Consider the following 14,522-nt stretch of genomic DNA (forward strand, 5'->3'; position numbering starts at 1 on the left):
CGGATCAGTAGTGCGGCGGCGGCGGTTCGCTCGCCGGATCGGAAGAATTCAGCGCGTTGCGGACCTTGCCCAGGTCTTCCAGCAGCACGCGCAGCACGTCGGCGTTGCGCATGCCCTGCATGCGGGCATCGGCCAGCGCATCGCTCAGTTCGGCCAGCGCCTGTTCCTGGAAGGACACGCGCATTTCCAGTTCGACCAGGCGCGCTTCCAGCGCCTGCTCGCGTTCGGTTGGCAGCAGATCAGACATGCAGCGAGCGCCCCCGGCCAATGCCGTAGTACGCCAGGCCCGCCGCTTCCACATCCGCCGGCTCGTACAGGTTGCGGCCGTCGAACACCACTGCGTCCTTCAACTGCTCGCGCAGCATCTGGAAATCGGGGCTGCGGAACTGCTTCCACTCGGTCACCACGACCAGTGCATCGGCACCCTGCAGCGCCTCGTCGGCACTGCTGCAGAACACCAGATCATCGCGCTCGCCGAAGATGCGCTGCGACTCGTGCATCGCTTCCGGATCGTAGGCACGCACCGTCGCGCCGCCTTCCCACAGCTGCGCCAGCAGGCGACGACTGGAAGCTTCGCGCATGTCATCGGTATTCGGCTTGAACGCCAGGCCCCAAACGGCAAAGGTCTTGCCACGCACACCTTCGTCTTCACCCTTGTCGTAATGACGCTGGATGAGGGCGAACAGATGGCCCTTCTGCGCATCGTTGACCGCTTCCACGGCGTTCAGCAGCTTCGGCTCCAGGCCGGCCTGCTGCGCGGTGCGGGCCAGCGCCTGCACATCCTTGGGGAAGCACGAGCCGCCGTAACCGGCGCCCGGGTAGATGAAATGCCAGCCGATGCGCGGATCCGAGCCGATGCCCTGGCGGACCTGCTCGACATCGGCGCCGACACGTTCGGCGATGTTGGCGATTTCGTTCATGAACGAGATCTTGGTCGCCAGCATCGCGTTGGCGGCGTACTTGGTCAGCTCCGCCGAACGTACGTCCATTTCCACCACGCGGTCGTGGTTGCGGTTGAACGGCGCGTACAGGCGCCGCATTACCGCCACCGACTCGGCGCTGGTCGCGCCGATGATGATGCGATCCGGGCGCATGCAGTCGGCGACAGCGTCGCCTTCCTTCAGGAATTCCGGGTTGGACACCACATCGAAGGCGATGTCCGCGCCACGTGCCGCCAACTCTGCGGCAATGGCGGCACGCACCTTGTCGGCGGTGCCCACCGGCACCGTCGACTTGTTGACCACCACGGTCGGCACGCTCATGTGCCGCCCGATGGTGCGGGCCACAGCCAGCACGTACTGCAGATCGGCGCTTCCATCCTCGTCCGGCGGCGTGCCGACGGCGATGAACACGACCTGGCCGTGGCCGATCGCGGCCGCGGCATCGGTGGTGAACGCCAGCCGCGACGCGGCGTGGTTGGCCTTCACCATCGGCTCCAGGCCCGGCTCATAGATCGGGATGATGCCCTGGTTGAGGCCATCGACCTTGGCCTGGTCGATATCGACGCAGACCACCTGGTGGCCGACGTCGGCCAGGCAGGTACCGGTCACCAGCCCTACATAACCGGTACCGAAAATCGCAACGCGCATGTCCGTGCAGGCTCCGTGGTCGCTTACGGCAGGACGCCCAGCAGCTCGACGTCGAAGGTCAGAGTCGCGTTCGGGCCGATCGGGCCACCCGGGGTGCCGTTCTCACCGTATGCCAGCTCACCCGGGATCCAGAAGCGGTACTTCGACCCGACCGGCATCAGCGCGACGCCTTCGGTCCAGCCCTTGATCACCTGGTCCAGGCCGAACTCGGCCGGCTGGCGACCATAGGAGCTGTCAAACACGGTGCCGTTGAGCAGCTTGCCTTCGTAGTTCACGCGCACCTTGCTGCTCGGCAGCGGGCGCTCGCCGCTACCCGGACGGATGATCTGGTACTGCAGGCCCGACGGGGTGGTGACGACGCCTGGCTGGGTCTTGTTCTTGGCCAGGAACGCGTTGCCTTCCTCGCGGTTGGTCTGCGCAGCGGCGGCGGCCTTGGCCTGCATCTCGGCCTGCTTGCTGCCCATGAAGGCCTGAATGGTGGCGGTCGCGTCTGCTTCCGTCATCTTCGGCTGGCCCTTGCTCAGGCCTGTGCTGATCGCGTCAAACAGCGAGGCGACGTCGATGTCGTCCTTCAGCTGTGCCAGCGACGGACCGACCGAGTACGAACCGATCATCTGCGACACTTTGACGCGATCGACCTTCGGCGGCTGCGAACCCGGCGCCATGCCCGGCACCTGCTGGCCACTTCGGGCCATCACGACCTGGCGCAACGCGGCATCGGTGGCCTTGGCCTGTTCCTGGGTGATCTGCGGCTGCAGGCCTTCGAACGAACGCTCCACGGCAGTGCGCAGCGCGGCCACATCGATCTCATCGGCGATCGGGGTGAACGACTTGGCGACATCAAGGCCGATGGCGTAGCCGAGCTTCTGCTTGGGGGAATTCAAGGTTGCGGTCTCCTTGGCGGCTGCGGGGGCAGCCGGTTGTTGCGACAGAGCGACACCCGAAGTGCCCATCGCCAGAATCAGAACCGACGCCGCGGCGCCGCGCATTCCCATCTTCATTCGCTGCATTCCTGGAAGTGTCTGGGCGCCGACGTCGGCGCGAAAAGAAACATTGTCGCACGCATGCCGTCGATGTCGAGGCATCCGTGCCGGATATCAATGCGTGGCGGCTGCGGCCAGCGCCTTGTCGATGGCGGCGGTCAGCTGCGGATCGTCCGGCGTTACCTTGCTGGCGAACTGGGCGATGACCTTGCCATCGCGGCCGACCAGGTACTTGTGGAAGTTCCAGCCCGGCGCCACGCCGGTGGCCGCGGTCAGCCTCTGGTACAGCGGCGTCGCCTGTGCACCGACGACATGCACCTTCTCGAACATCGGGAACCTGACGCCGTAGGTGAGCGTGCAGAAATCCTGGATCTGCTTTTCGTCACCGGGCTCCTGGCCCTTGAAATCGTTGGACGGGAAACCGAGCACGGCAAAGCCGCGGCCGGCATAACGCTTCTGCAGCGCCTCCAGGCCTTCGTACTGAGGGGTATAGCCGCACTTGCTTGCGGTATTGACCACCAGCAGTACCTGCCCGTGGTAGCGCTGCTGCAGGTTGACCTGCTGCTTGCTCGCGAGTGGGCGGTACTCCAGGTCCAGCAGATCGGCCGCCAGCACATGCGCGGAACCGGCCAGGCCGGCCACCAGCAGGGTCAGCAGGGACAGGCCGCGCAGGCGGCGCGGGATAACGGTCGGCAGGGGCATCGAGAGCGGTCCGCGGTAGCCATTCACAGGGCCGGCCGGTAGCGGCCGGGAATCGGCCGAACTATAGCACCGCCCCCCGCCCCCCCCTTGTTGCGGCAAACGCCAGCGGCTTTGCGCGGCGTGGCGTCTTCCCGCTGGCCTTACCAACGACGGCACAGTGATGACATAGCATGGACAACACTGAATGGCAGGCGGAACTGGATCAGCCCGTACATCAAATTTATTTCCCTTTCCAATCAAATGGATAAGTGGATATTTCAGCAATTTGACCACCCCTGCCATCAGTTGGGGACGGCAGGGGCTTGCACCCAGGCGTGCCGGTGTTATAGTTGCATACAACACCAGTCACCTGAGACAGGGGGAAGCCATGAACGCCCGCATCCGTCGCAACCTCACCGCCCCCGCGGCCGCTGCTGTTTCGACCCTGATCGTGCTGGCCTGGCTGGCCACGCCCACCACCCCCGCCTCTCCCGACAGTGCGCAGGATGCAAACGCTGCACCGGCCGGGAACGCCGCTTCCTCCCCCTCTCCCCCGCGTCGGCTGCACAGCTCCCTGTCCATGCCGTATTTCTCGTTCGCCCAGCCGCTGACCCCACGGAGCTGAATATGAGCGACATCCAGTGGAGCGACGGCGCTCCCATCTACCGTCAATTGAAGGAGCGCGTGATCGCCATGATGCTCGACGGAATCCTGAAGCCGGGCGATGCCCTGCCTTCGGTGCGCCAGGTGGCCGCCGACTATCAACTCAACCCCATCACCGTTTCGCGCGCCTACCAGGAACTGGCCGATGAAGGCCTGGTCGAGAAGCGCCGCGGCCTGGGCATGTTCATGACCGAGCAGGCGGCCACGCAGCTGCGCAGCAGCGAGCGCGAGCGCTTCCTCAACGAAGAATGGCCCGCGGTGCTGGAGCGCATCCAGCGCCTGGGCCTGAGCCTCGACGAATTGCTGCCCCAGGGGAACGTCTGATGAACAGCACTGCAAGCGAACCAGTCATCACCGCGCGAGGCCTGCGCAAGGCCTACAAGACCACGGTAGCCCTCGACAACGCCAGCTTCAGCATTCCGAGCGGGCGCATCGTCGGCCTGATCGGCCCCAACGGCGCCGGCAAGACCACCGCACTGAAGGCCATCCTCGGCCTCACCTCGGTGGAAGGCGACCTGAGCGTGCTCGGCCGCGATCCGCGACTGCATCGCGACGAGCTGATGAATGACATCTGCTTCATCGCCGACGTCGCCGTGCTGCCGCGCTGGCTGAAGGTGCGCGAGGCGATCGACTTCGTCGCCGGCGTCCACCCGCGCTTCGACCGCGCCCGCTGCGAGCGCTTCCTGGCCAATACCAAGCTGCAACCGAAGCAGCGCGTGCGCGAACTGTCCAAGGGCATGATCGTGCAGCTGCACCTGGCGCTGGTGATGGCCATCGACGCCCGCATCCTGGTGCTGGACGAGCCCACTCTCGGCCTGGACATCCTCTATCGCAAGGAGTTCTACCAGCGCCTGCTGGAGGACTATTTCGACGAACAGAAGACCATCATCGTCACCACCCATCAGGTGGAAGAGATCGAGCACATCCTCAGCGACGTCATGTTCATCCGTGATGGCCGCATCGTGCTCGACGCGGACATGGACGATGTTGGCCAGCGCTACACCGAGCTGCTGGTCAACGCCGACCAGCTGGAGACCGCACGTGCGCTGAAGCCGATCGACGAGCGCAGCCTGGCGTTCGGCAAGACCGTGATGCTGTTCGATGGCGTGCCGCGCACCCAGCTCTCCACCCTTGGCGAGACCCGCAGCCCGGGCCTGGCCGATCTGTTCGTCGCCATCATGAAGGGGACCTACGCATGAATGCCGTCAACCACCCCGTCAGCCCGATGGGCACCCTGCGCTGGCTGCTCAAGCGCGAGTACTGGGAGAACCGTGGCGGTTTCCTGTATGCACCGCTGATCGCCGGCCTGATCTCGCTGGTGATGAGCACCGTCGGCATCGCCTTCGGCCTGTTCGCCCTGCACCGGGCCGCGCGTGATGGTGGCCTGCACATCGACGGCGAAGACGTGAACATCAACGGCCTGGACCTGGCCCTGCTGACCCGCGACATCAGTGCCAAGGACCTGGCTGACCTTGGCAACGGCCTCGACCTGACCCTGGTGCTCAGCTCGGCCTGGCCGTTCCTGGTACTGGCCTTCGTGGTGTTTTTCTACTGCCTGGGTGCCCTGTACGACGACCGCCGCGACCGCAGCATCCTGTTCTGGAAGTCACTGCCGCTGTCGGATACCCAGACCGTGTTGTCCAAGGTGATCAGCGCACTGATCGTGGCCCCACTGATCGCGGTGATCGCCGGCATCATCACCATGTTCGGCTTCATGCTGGTGATCAGCATCGTCGCGCTGATGCACGGCGGCAGCCCAATGACCCTGATCTGGGGCCCGGCCAGCCCGCTGACCCTGGCCGCCGGCCACCTGGCCTGGATCCCGGTCTACGCCCTGTGGGCCCTGCCCACCGCCGGCTGGTTGCTGCTGTGCTCGGCCTGGGCCCGCAGCAAGCCGTTCCTGTGGGCGGTGATGCTGCCGCTGTTCGCAGGCGTCATCGTCAGCACCACCAAGGTGATGCCGCTGATCGGCCTGACCACGGGCTGGTTCTGGCAGAACATCGTTGGCCGGCTGCTGCTGGGCGGCGTACCGGGCACGGACCTGGTGTATCGCCTCAGCGCCGAGGAAGGCACGCGTCGCGACCTCGAATCGGTGGTCAGCCTGATGTCGCCGGCCTCGCAGCTGAAGTCACTGGCGATGCCGGAACTGTGGATCGGTGCTGCCGTCGGCGCCGTGTTCATCGTCCTTGCTATCCGTCTGCGCAAGCGCGCCGGCGAGATCTGATTCCATCCACCCGGAGGCACCACCCATGCGTTCCCTGCTCGCCTGTTCTGCGTTGTTGCTGTTGCCGCTGTCGGCGCTGGCCGCCGATGCTCCGAACTGCAAGTTCACCGCTGCCCGCGCGCTGAAGCTGGACGTGGCCGGTGCCAAAGCGGTGGTGTTCGAGGTCAACCAGCATGACCTGAAGGTGGTCGCCAGCCCCGGCGGCGGCCAGTTGGATGGCCGTGCCTGTGCGTCCAGCCAGGAATGGCTGGAGCAGCTGGTACTGGACCAGCGCAAGGTGGGCGACAAGCTGGTGGTGAGTCTGCGCCGCGAGGGCCGTGACAGCGGCATCAGCCTGGGCAGCAGCTATGCCTGGCTGGACATCCGTGGCAGCGTGCCGGACAACCTGCCGCTGCAGTTCAAGGTCGGCTCCGGCGATGCCAGCGTGGACAACGCGCAGTCGCTGAGCGTGGATGTCGGCTCCGGTGATGCCATCGTGCGTGGCACCCGCGGCAGCATCCATGCAGCGGTGGGTTCGGGCGACCTGGACATTGACGGCGGCAGTTCGCTGAACCTGCTCTCGCTGGGTTCCGGCGACGTCAAGGTGCGCAACATCGGTGGCGATGCGGTCACCGGCACTGTCGGTTCGGGTGACCTGAAGATCAGCGATGTCCGCGGCAACGCACGACTGGACACGGTCGGTTCCGGCGACATCGGGTTCAAGCGCGTGCAAGGCAACGTCGAGGTCGGTGTGGTCGGCTCGGGCGATGTTGATCTGTCCGACATCGGCGGCAATGTGCATGTGCGCAGCCACGGCTCGGGGGACATCCAGGTCGATGGCGTGCGCGGCAGCCTGACCGTCGACCACAGCGGCAGCGGCGATGTCGGCCACCGCAACGTCAGCGGCACCGTCACCCTGCCCCGTAAAAAATAACCGCTACGGACCGATCGAGGAAACTGCCATGAATCTGCTGCGCGTGCTGCCTGCCACCCTGCTGTGCTTGCCGCTGATCGCCTGCGGCGGCACTTCTTCCGCGCCCGACAAGACCGTCGGCAAGAGCGTCGCCGAGGCCACCAGCGGCGTCGGCCAGACTGTCAAGGAGGCCATGGACGATGCCCGCAAGGACATCACGCAGGGCAACATCAAGATCTCGGCCGACAAGCAGCCGCGTGCCGAGATCACCCCGGATGGCCACCTGCTGATCGACGGCAAGGACGTGCCGGCCAACGAAACCCAGCGCCAACGGCTGCTGGAATATCGCGGCCACGTCGTCGCCATTGCAATGGACGGCATGGATGTCGGCCTGGCTGGCGCCAAGCTCGGCGCCAGCGCTGCCGGCGAAGCGCTGAAGGGCATTTTCAGCGGCGACAGCGAAGGCATCGAGAAGCGGATCAACGCCGAGGCCGAGAAGATCGAGGCCCAAGCCAAGCGCATCTGCAACCGCATGCCGGCGATGCTGGCCAGCCAGCAGGCACTGGCGCGTGAGCTGCCGGCGTTCAAGCCCTACGCAACGATGGACCAGAGTGACGTCGACGACTGCGGCAAGGACACCGTGGTCCAGCGCTAGGCCTGTGACAGATCAGCGCACCCGGCCGGCAGCGGCGCCCCGCTGCCGTCCGTAGCGTGCCGACCGGCTTACAATGGCGGCCCCGGACGCCCCCGAACCGAATGCCATGAAGAAGTTGTTCCTGCTGCTGGCCGCCCTGCTCTGCCTGGGCCTGGTCGGCTGTGACAAGGATTACCGCAACCACCGCGCCGAGCGCGGCAAGCCCAAGATTTCCGTCAGCGAAGGCATGGTGACCGTGCGTCGCCCGCCGGCACCGAACATCATCATCCTCGGCGATGGCACGATGAAGGTTGACGAGATCCAGATCCCGCTGGACCAGGGGCAGAAGCAGATGCTGCAGACGATGTTCGGCAGGCTGCAGGTGCTGCGCCAGAACACCCTGGTCGCCGCCCCGGCCGATCCCAACATGCAACCGGTGAAGATCCAGCCGCCGGAGGGCATGGAAGTGATTCCGGCGGACCTGATCCAGCGCATACCCGAGTTCAAGGATTACACCGACACGTTCGGCAACATCGTCGCCGACCGTCGCTGAAGCAGAAACGCCGCCCCAGGGCGGCGTTTCCTTTTGTAGAGCCGAGCCCATGCTCGGCTACTGCCCGGAATCTGAGCCGAGCATGGGCTCGGCTCTACAACCAGCAGATCAACCGCCGGCGCCACCACCGCCAGCCTGGATGCCACCTGCGGTCAGTGCGGTCGGATCCAGCAGGCGCCGCAATTCGGCCTCCTTCAGCCCGCTGTCTTCCAGTGCCACGTCCAACACCGGGCGCTGTTCCTTGTAGGCACGCTTGGCAATGGCCGCGGCCTTCTCGTAGCCGATGATCGGGTTCAGTGCAGTAACCAGGATCGGATTGCGCGCCAGCGCTTCGGCCACGCGGTCCTCGCGCACCTTCAGCCCGGCGATCGCGCTGTCGGCCAGCAGCCGCGACACATTCGCGAGCAGGCCGATGCCATCGAGCAGGTTCACCGCGATCAGTGGCAGGGTGACGTTGAGCTGGAAGTTGCCGGTCTGTCCGGCCACGGTGATTGCCGTGTGGTGGCCGATCACCTGCGCGCAGGCCATCACGGTCGCTTCCGGAATCACCGGGTTGACCTTGCCCGGCATGATCGAGCTGCCCGGCTGCAGTGCCGGCAGTTCGATCTCGCCCAGCCCGGCCAGCGGACCGGCGTTCATCCAGCGAAGATCATTGGCGATCTTGATCAGCGCCACGGCCAGTGCATTGAGCTGGCCCGACAGTTCCACGGCATCATCCTGCGCGGCCAGGCCTTCGAACTTGTTCTCGGCGCTGTCGAACTTGAAACCGGTCTGTTGCTTCAGTGCCTTGGCCACCTGCGCGCCAAAACGCGGGTCGGCGTTGATGCCGGTGCCGATGGCGGTGCCACCCAGCGGCAGGCGGCGCACGCGCTTGAGACTGTCTTCGATGCGCTCCTGCGCCGAGGCCAGCTGTGCCGACCATGCGCCGAACTCCTGCTCGAAGGTCAGTGGCATCGCGTCCATCAGGTGGGTACGGCCGGTCTTGACCACCTTGCGCAGGCTGCGCCCCTTCTTGTCGAGAGTCTTGCGCAGGTGCACCAGCGCCGGCAGCAGCTGTTCGTGCGTGGCCAGCACCGCCGACACGCGCAGCGCGGTCGGAATCACGTCGTTGGAACTCTGCCCCTGGTTGACGTGGTCATTGGGGTGCACGGCGGTCTTGCCGGACGTGCCAGCACGGTTGGCCAGGGTGGCGATGACCTCATTGGCATTCATGTTCGACGACGTGCCCGAACCGGTCTGGTAGACGTCGATCGGGAAGTGCGCGTCCCAGTTGCCGACGGCCACTTCGGCAGCAGCGGCCTGGATGGCCTTGGCCACAGACTTCGGCAGATGTCCCAGCTCGGCGTTGACGCCGGCGGCGGCGCCCTTGACCAGGCCCAGGGCACGGATGAAACCGCGCGGCATGCGCTGGCCCGACACCGGGAAGTTCTGCACGGCACGCTGGGTCTGCGCGCCCCACAGGGCGTCGGCAGGCACCTGCAGCTCGCCCATGCTGTCGTGTTCGATTCTGAAACCCTTGCTTGCAGCTTTGCTCATTGCATCAACTCCGCACTACTTCAGTTGGGGAAAGGGAAGCGGCGGCTGGCAGGGTGTCGCTTCCCGGGCTGGCGGCTGCGCCAACCATACTCCCTTGCCCGCAGCGTGGGATGACGAGGACGGGCCAGAACGTTCCGTCCGCACGGCCGTGTTGTAGAGCCGAGCCTGCGCTCGGCTGGCCCGTGGGCGCTGGATTACCCGGAGCAGCCGAGCGTAGGCTCGGCTCTACAGGGCACGCCTGCCCGGCACGTCGTAGAATATGGCCCCCGCCGCTCGTCCCAGCCCTGCCGACATGTCCGATTCCGCCCTGCTCGCCCTGTCCCCGCTCGATGGCCGCTATGCCGGCAAGGTCGACGCGCTGCGCCCGATCTTCTCCGAATACGGCCTGATCAAGGCCCGCATCACGGTCGAGGTGGAATGGCTGCTGGCGTTGGCCGCCGAGCCGGGCATCGTCGAGCTGGCGCCGTTCTCCGATGCCGCCGTCGCCCGCCTGCGCGCGCTGGCCGCCCGTTTCAGCCCGGCCCAGGCCGCGCGTGTGAAGGAGATCGAGCGCACCACCAACCATGACGTCAAGGCGGTGGAGTATTTCATCAAGGAACAGCTGAAGGATGACGCCGAGCTGGCCCCGGCACTGGAATTCGTGCATTTCGCCTGCACCAGCGAAGACATCAACAACCTCAGCTACGGCCTGATGCTGGAACAGGCCCGCCGTGAAGTGCTGCTGCCGACCCTGGATGGCATCGCCAGCACCCTGCGCACCCTGGCCCACGCCCAGGCCGGCCAACCGATGCTGTCGCGCACCCACGGCCAGACCGCCTCGCCGACCACCCTGGGCAAGGAACTGGCCAACGTGGTCGCTCGCCTGGAACGCCAGCGCCGGCAGATCGCCGCGGTCGAACTGACCGGCAAGATCAACGGTGCGGTCGGCAACTACAACGCCCACATCGCCAGCTACCCGGACGTGGACTGGCCGGCCTTCGCCGAGCGCTTCGTGACCGGACTGGGCCTGGTATTCAACCCGTACACCACGCAGATCGAGCCGCACGACAACGTGGCCGAGATCGGCGATGCCGCACGCCGCGCCAACATCATCCTGATCGACCTGGCCCGCGACATCTGGGGCTACATCTCGCTGGGCTACTTCAAGCAGCGCCTGAAGGAAGGCGAAGTCGGCTCGTCGACGATGCCGCACAAGGTCAACCCGATCGACTTCGAGAATGCGGAAGGCAATTTCGGCATCGCCAACGCCCTGTTCGAGCACTTCAGCGCGAAGCTGCCGATCAGCCGCTGGCAGCGTGACCTGACCGATTCCACTGTGCTGCGTGCGCTGGGCACCGCGTTCGGCCACAGCCAGGTGGCGCTGGATTCGCTGGCCAAGGGCCTGGGCAAGCTGGAGGTGAACCCGCAGCGCCTGGATGCGGATCTGGACGCGGCCTGGGAAGTGCTGGCCGAGGCCGTGCAGACGGTGATGCGCCGCCATGGCCTGCCGAACCCGTACGAGCAGCTGAAGGCGCTGACCCGCGGCCAGGGCATCACCTCTGAGTCGATGCGGGCATTCGTGCAGGAGCTGGAGCTGCCGGCGGATGCGAAGCAGCGTCTGCTGGACATGACCCCGGGCAGCTACACCGGCCTGGCCGAGTCGCTGGCGAAGAAGATCTAAGGGGGTTGCTTGCGGCGGCGGCCGCGGGCGCTGCCTGCGGCAGGCAACGGCAACCGCGACGTCAAAAGCGGCTCTGGGTTGCTGCGAGCTGGGCGGGGCGGGTTGGGTTCGCGGGGGACGCCGTGAATCCGTCCGTGGAGGCTTGGCAGCCGCATCCATGCGGCTGACACCCCCGCGAACCCAACCCGCCCCACCTCTGACAGATTCCCGGTGACGGATCGAAGAGCATTGGGTTGTCGGGACGGAATTTGAAAGAGGGACGCGGCTTCGCCGCGTCCCTCTTTGTTTGAGGGTCTTTTGTAGAGCCGAGCCCGTGCTCGGCTGCTTTGGGACGTGGGCAACAGCAAGCCGAGCGCGGGCTCGGCTCTACACGAGCAAGCGCAGCGCGCGACCCGCTTTTGCCTTGCTTTTCTTCTTCCATTCCGTGGCGGGCCGCGCAGGAAATTGTCAGGGGCCGGGCGGGTGGGCTGTGCGGGGGCGTGAGCCGCATGGATGCGGCGATCGAGCTTACATGGACGTACTTGCAGCGTCCCCCGCGCAGCCCACCCGCCCGGCCAAGCCCATGAAGCCGGTCGACTAACAGTCGACCCTACCAAGATGTCGCCACGAGGGGCTCCGCCGTTGGCCGGAACCCCGCGACAAACCACCGCACGTGCGCAATCCCCACGAACGGCGGACAATGGACTCCTTGGCGGCCCGCCACGCCGCCCCTCCCGCTTTCCGCTGCAAGGATTCCCCATGGCCGCCCGCAAGTCCTCCGCCCCCCTCATCGAAGTCACCGCCCGCCCCGGCCAGCCGCTGGGCATGGCGCCGGCCACCTTCCTGCGCGACTTCTGGCAGAAACGCCCGCTGCTGATCCGCAACGCCTTCCCCAACTTCCAGACCCCGGTGCAGCCGGAAGACCTGGCCGGGCTGGCCTGCGAGGAAGGCGTGCTGGCGCGCCTGATCGAGCACGACAAGACCCGGGACGGCTGGCGCGTGCGCACCGGCCCGTTCCAGGAAGACGTGTTCCCCGCCCTGCCCGACCACGACTGGACCCTGCTGGTGCAGGACGTGGACAAGTGGGATCCGGACGTGCGCGCCCTGATCGAGCACTTCAGCTTCCTGCCGCGTTGGCGCATGGATGACGTGATGATCAGCTTCGCCGCCACCGGCGGCTCGGTCGGCGCCCATGTCGACCAGTACGACGTGTTCCTGCTGCAGGCCCACGGCCACCGCCGCTGGCAGATCGACGCCAGCGAATCGATCAAGGGCAGGCAGCCACCGCTGGGCTTCCGCCCGGACGTGGAACTGAAGCTGCTGAAGGTATTCAAGCCGACCCACGACTGGGTGCTGGCGCCGGGCGACATGCTGTACCTGCCGCCGAACGTGCCGCACCACGGCGTCGCCGAGGATCCCTGCCTGACGTTCTCGTTCGGCATGCGTGCACCGTCCTCGGCCGAACTGATCAGCGACTACCTGGACACCCTGATCGCCGATGCCGACGAGAACATCCGTTACCAGGATGCCGACCTCAAGGTGCCGGCCGACCCGAACGAAATCGACACGGTGGCGATGGCGCGGGTGATCACCGCGCTCAATGCCATCCGCATGAACGACCCGGACAAGCTGGGTGACTGGTTCGGTCGCTTCATCACCACCTACCGCGCCGCCGGCGAAGTGATGGCCCACCAGGCCGCACCGGCACCGGAGGAAGTAGTCCAGGCGCTGGCCTCCGGCCTGCTGCTGCAGCGCCACCCGTGGGCACGCCTGGCCTGGCGCCGGGCCAAGCGCGGTGCCAGCCTGTACGTCAGCGGCCAGGACTTCGCGCTGCCGGTGAAGGACGCCCAGCGCCTGGCCGGCGCCGAGCAGCTCGACGCCGCCGCCTATCGCGGCCTGTCCGACAAGGGCCGTGCCGTGCTCCAGCAACTGCTGGTCGGCGGCGTGTTCCAGCTGATCGACCCGAATGAGGTGTACGAGGCCGAAGACGAGGACGACGGCGAGGATGCCGTAGTGCTCGGCGAGGTCGTTGAAGGCCGTGACCGGGTGGATGCGATCGACGCCGACGCGGTGTCCGACGATGTCCACTCCGTGACCGTGCACGACGACGGTATCGAGGTCATCGTCAACTTCGAGGACGACGAAGACGACGACAGCACTGGCCGGGCCTGAGCGCTCACAATGATCCGGGTCCAGCAGGTCAGCCACGCCGACGCCCACGTTGCCATCCACAACGTGCGCCAACGCGTGTTCGTGCAGGAACAGGGCATCGCTGCGGAACTGGAACGCGATGCGCTGGACCCGGTCAGCGTCCATGTGTTGGCACTGGACAGTGACAACCAGCCGGTCGGCACCGGTCGGCTGGCCCCGGACGGCCGCATCGGCCGCATGGCCGTGCTGGCCAGCCATCGCAGCCACGGGGTCGGTGAGGCCCTGCTGGAGGCACTGGTCGAGGCCGGGCGCAGGCTCGGCCTGGCCGAGCTGCACCTGCACGCCCAGCTGCCCGCCCGCGAATTCTATGCCCGCCAGGGCTTCCTGCCCGAAGGCGAGGTGTTCGAGGAGGCCGGCATCGGCCACCAGCAGATGCGCCGCCGGCTGGGCGCGGCCAGCGCGATCGACCGCCGCGCCGAGGCGGTGGCCATCACCACAGCCATCATCCACCGCGCCCGTCGCCAGCTGTGGCTGCACAGCCGCCAGCTGGACCCGGGGCTGCTCGACGCGCCCCCGGTACAGGCCGCCCTGCGCCGCTTCGTCACCGCCCGCCATGACAAGCAGCTGCGGGTGATCGTGCACGATGCCGCTGCGATCGCCTCTGCCGGGGCACCGCTGCTGGCGCTGGCCCAGCGCCTGCCAAGCGTGATCCAGTTCCGCGAGGTCAGCGATCCGGTCGACCGCGCGCTGGCCTCGGCCTGCCTGCTCAACGATGCGGGCGACTTCTACTTTCGTCTGATCGGCCATCGCCTCGACGGCGAGGCCGGCATCGCGCTGCCGGCACGTTCGCAGCCGTTCGAGCAGCAATTGCAGCGCGTCTGGGACCGTTCGCGCGATTGCAGCGAACTGCGCGCGCTCGGCATCTGAGCCGGCACCGCTGACCCAACCTGTCTGGAACCGGCACCAGCGGACGCGGG

15 protein-coding genes are annotated in these 14,522 nt (G+C 66.6%); 10 read left to right on the forward strand and 5 right to left on the reverse strand.

From position 1 onward, the window contains the following. Positions 1–4: 4 nt before the first annotated feature. From ACZ75I_RS12610 to ACZ75I_RS12625, 4 genes are all read right to left on the reverse strand, one after another. Entirely contained in the window at positions 5–247 is a 243-nt protein-coding gene (locus ACZ75I_RS12610) for a SlyX family protein (protein WP_005410256.1), read from the reverse strand. Next, on the reverse strand, positions 240–1,589 hold the full coding sequence (locus ACZ75I_RS12615) for a UDP-glucose dehydrogenase family protein (RefSeq protein WP_053499456.1): 1,350 nt from the start codon (positions 1,587–1,589) through the stop codon (positions 240–242). The genes ACZ75I_RS12610 and ACZ75I_RS12615 overlap by 8 nt, the downstream gene beginning before the upstream one ends. Before the next feature lie 23 nt (positions 1,590–1,612). Continuing rightward, positions 1,613–2,590 (reverse strand): FKBP-type peptidyl-prolyl cis-trans isomerase N-terminal domain-containing protein, encoded by a 978-nt coding sequence (locus tag ACZ75I_RS12620; RefSeq protein WP_014037761.1) that lies wholly within the window; start codon positions 2,588–2,590, stop codon positions 1,613–1,615. A gap of 96 nt (positions 2,591–2,686) precedes the next feature. Then, a complete protein-coding gene (locus ACZ75I_RS12625; RefSeq protein ID WP_061480095.1) occupies positions 2,687–3,274 on the reverse strand; it encodes a glutathione peroxidase in 588 nt (195 codons plus the stop codon). Positions 3,275–3,641: 367 nt separating this feature from the next. On the opposite strand from ACZ75I_RS12625, the gene ACZ75I_RS12630 reads away from it, so the two are divergent. The 7 genes from ACZ75I_RS12630 (at position 3,642) to ACZ75I_RS12660 (ending at position 8,219) form a co-directional block, all read left to right on the forward strand. Beyond that, positions 3,642–3,878 (forward strand): hypothetical protein, encoded by a 237-nt coding sequence (locus ACZ75I_RS12630; protein ID WP_072168169.1) that lies wholly within the window; start codon positions 3,642–3,644, stop codon positions 3,876–3,878. A gap of 2 nt (positions 3,879–3,880) precedes the next feature. Next, positions 3,881–4,240, forward strand: a complete 360-nt coding sequence (locus ACZ75I_RS12635; protein ID WP_005417481.1) for a GntR family transcriptional regulator — start codon at positions 3,881–3,883, stop codon at positions 4,238–4,240. Beyond that, a complete protein-coding gene (locus tag ACZ75I_RS12640; RefSeq protein WP_049412976.1) occupies positions 4,240–5,115 on the forward strand; it encodes an ABC transporter ATP-binding protein in 876 nt (291 codons plus the stop codon). Before ACZ75I_RS12635 ends, ACZ75I_RS12640 begins: the two co-directional genes overlap by 1 nt. Beyond that, the gene (locus ACZ75I_RS12645; protein WP_061480098.1) at positions 5,112–6,140 is read left to right on the forward strand and encodes an ABC-2 transporter permease; all 1,029 of its coding nucleotides are present in this window, start codon (positions 5,112–5,114) and stop codon (positions 6,138–6,140) included. The genes ACZ75I_RS12640 and ACZ75I_RS12645 overlap by 4 nt, the downstream gene beginning before the upstream one ends. Before the next feature lie 25 nt (positions 6,141–6,165). Next, positions 6,166–7,053 (forward strand): GIN domain-containing protein, encoded by an 888-nt coding sequence (locus ACZ75I_RS12650; RefSeq protein ID WP_072168170.1) that lies wholly within the window; start codon positions 6,166–6,168, stop codon positions 7,051–7,053. A 28-nt stretch (positions 7,054–7,081) separates the two neighbouring features. Beyond that, on the forward strand, positions 7,082–7,687 hold the full coding sequence (locus ACZ75I_RS12655) for a YggN family protein (protein WP_432592507.1): 606 nt from the start codon (positions 7,082–7,084) through the stop codon (positions 7,685–7,687). A gap of 106 nt (positions 7,688–7,793) precedes the next feature. Then, positions 7,794–8,219 carry a hypothetical protein gene (locus ACZ75I_RS12660; RefSeq protein WP_061480101.1) on the forward strand — a complete coding sequence of 142 codons (426 nt, stop codon included), beginning with the start codon at positions 7,794–7,796 and terminating at the stop codon, positions 8,217–8,219. Positions 8,220–8,327: 108 nt separating this feature from the next. On the opposite strand, the gene ACZ75I_RS12665 is transcribed toward ACZ75I_RS12660, so the two are convergent. Beyond that, positions 8,328–9,755 (reverse strand): class II fumarate hydratase, encoded by a 1,428-nt coding sequence (locus ACZ75I_RS12665; RefSeq protein ID WP_180869830.1) that lies wholly within the window; start codon positions 9,753–9,755, stop codon positions 8,328–8,330. Positions 9,756–10,047: 292 nt separating this feature from the next. Here ACZ75I_RS12665 and purB point away from each other — a divergent pair, with 292 nt between their 5' ends. The 3 genes from purB to ACZ75I_RS12680 all read left to right on the forward strand — a co-directional run bounded on the left by purB (position 10,048) and on the right by ACZ75I_RS12680 (position 14,472). Further along, positions 10,048–11,415 carry an adenylosuccinate lyase gene (purB, locus tag ACZ75I_RS12670; protein ID WP_346477280.1) on the forward strand — a complete coding sequence of 456 codons (1,368 nt, stop codon included), beginning with the start codon at positions 10,048–10,050 and terminating at the stop codon, positions 11,413–11,415. Positions 11,416–12,153: 738 nt separating this feature from the next. Next, positions 12,154–13,566 carry a ribosomal protein uL16 3-hydroxylase gene (locus ACZ75I_RS12675; protein ID WP_472958012.1) on the forward strand — a complete coding sequence of 471 codons (1,413 nt, stop codon included), beginning with the start codon at positions 12,154–12,156 and terminating at the stop codon, positions 13,564–13,566. Between the two features lie 9 nt (positions 13,567–13,575). Further along, the gene (locus tag ACZ75I_RS12680) at positions 13,576–14,472 is read left to right on the forward strand and encodes a GNAT family N-acetyltransferase (RefSeq protein ID WP_242894105.1); all 897 of its coding nucleotides are present in this window, start codon (positions 13,576–13,578) and stop codon (positions 14,470–14,472) included. Positions 14,473–14,522: the final 50 nt, after the last annotated feature.

The organism is Stenotrophomonas sp. X (assembly GCF_055721025.1).